We start from the raw sequence: 1,273 nt of genomic DNA, 5'->3' as shown, positions 1-1,273 counted from the left end.
TTTCCTCCCCGATGCGGGCAGTTGGTATCACATCGTCTTCTTCCTCATCGGTATCGTGGGCTACTTCTGTGTGCCTACGGTGGCAGGCTGGATTATCGAAGCAGGTGGCGGCATCGGCTCATACGGTCGTAACGTCAATCAGACGGCTCAGCGTGGAGCGCAGGGCGCATACACCAGAGGCAAGTATTTGGCAGGTGGAGCAGGAGCCGTTGCAGGCAACGCCATCGGACGTATCAAGGGTGCATTACTCAAAGGTAAATAACAAAAAACGAAAAAACAATGGAATTCAAATCACTCACCAATATCGAGACCTCATTCCGTCAGATAAGGCTCTATGCCTTTGTCTTTGCCATCGTATGCGTGGCGGTCAGCGGATACGCCGTCTATGCCTCTTACAGCTTTGCCAAAGAGCAGCGAGAGAAAATCTATGTGCTTGACCAAGGAAAGTCCTTGATGCTCGCACTGAGTCAGGATGCAAGCAAGAACCGACCTGTGGAAGCGAGGGAACACGTCCGCCGTTTCCATGAACTGTTCTTCACCATCGCACCCGATAAGGATGCCATCGAGAAGAACATGGAGCGTGCCTTCCTGCTCTGCGATAAGTCGGCTTTCAATTATTACAAGGACTTGGCGGAAAAGGGCTATTACAACCGTGCCATTTCAGGCAATGTCAATCAACGCATTGAGGTGGACTCCATCTGCTGCAACTTTGAGGTCTATCCCTACGAGGTAACGACCTACGCCCGTCAGTTCATCGTGCGACCGAGCAACATCACGGAGCGTAACCTGATTACGACTTGTACGCTGCAAAACTCCGTCCGCTCGGACAACAATCCGCAGGGTTTCCTGATGGAACAGTTTATGGTGCGACAGAATCAGGACGTGCAAACTTATAAACGATAGATGATGAGAACGAAAGTATTACTTGGGAAATATTATGTCCGTGCGCACTTGTGGCTTCGCCACCGGTGTGATGGACTGAGCATTAGACAGCGTAAGATAGTTGTCTATGGACTTAGTACGATATACTTCATCGGCTCGTGCGTAATGATAGCGCAGTTTTTCCTGCCGCATGACAAGGAGGAACTGCCTATCCCAAAGATGGGCAAGCTGATAGATAGTCCTGTTAGGACGGACAGTTTGCATCGGCATATTATCAACTTAAAACATGATTACAACAATGAATTTGGACAATAAACAGAAAGAATATCTCAAGAAAGGACTGGTCTTCGGTGGGCTGGGACTGCTTTTCGCCCTCTCGATGTGGTTCATC

At 49.3% G+C, this 1,273-nt stretch carries 2 protein-coding genes and 1 pseudogene; all 3 read left to right on the top strand.

Translation table 11 applies throughout. From position 1 onward, the window contains the following. A pseudogene (locus HMPREF1640_RS12425) lies at positions 1-262 on the top strand (conjugative transposon protein TraJ); the annotation flags it as partial. A 17-nt stretch (positions 263-279) separates the two neighbouring features. After that, on the top strand, positions 280-903 hold the full coding sequence (gene traK, locus HMPREF1640_RS12420; RefSeq protein WP_008448470.1) for a conjugative transposon protein TraK: 624 nt from the start codon (positions 280-282) through the stop codon (positions 901-903). After that, on the top strand, positions 904-1,197 hold the full coding sequence (locus HMPREF1640_RS13850) for a hypothetical protein (protein ID WP_039864306.1): 294 nt from the start codon (positions 904-906) through the stop codon (positions 1,195-1,197). The last annotated feature ends 76 nt before the right edge of the window (positions 1,198-1,273 follow it).

The organism is Prevotella sp. S7-1-8 (assembly GCF_000758925.1).
Taxonomy (GTDB): Bacteria; Bacteroidota; Bacteroidia; order Bacteroidales; family Bacteroidaceae; genus Prevotella.
The sequence above is the reverse complement of the archived record's forward strand: the minus strand, read 5'-3'. Positions and strand labels throughout refer to the sequence as shown.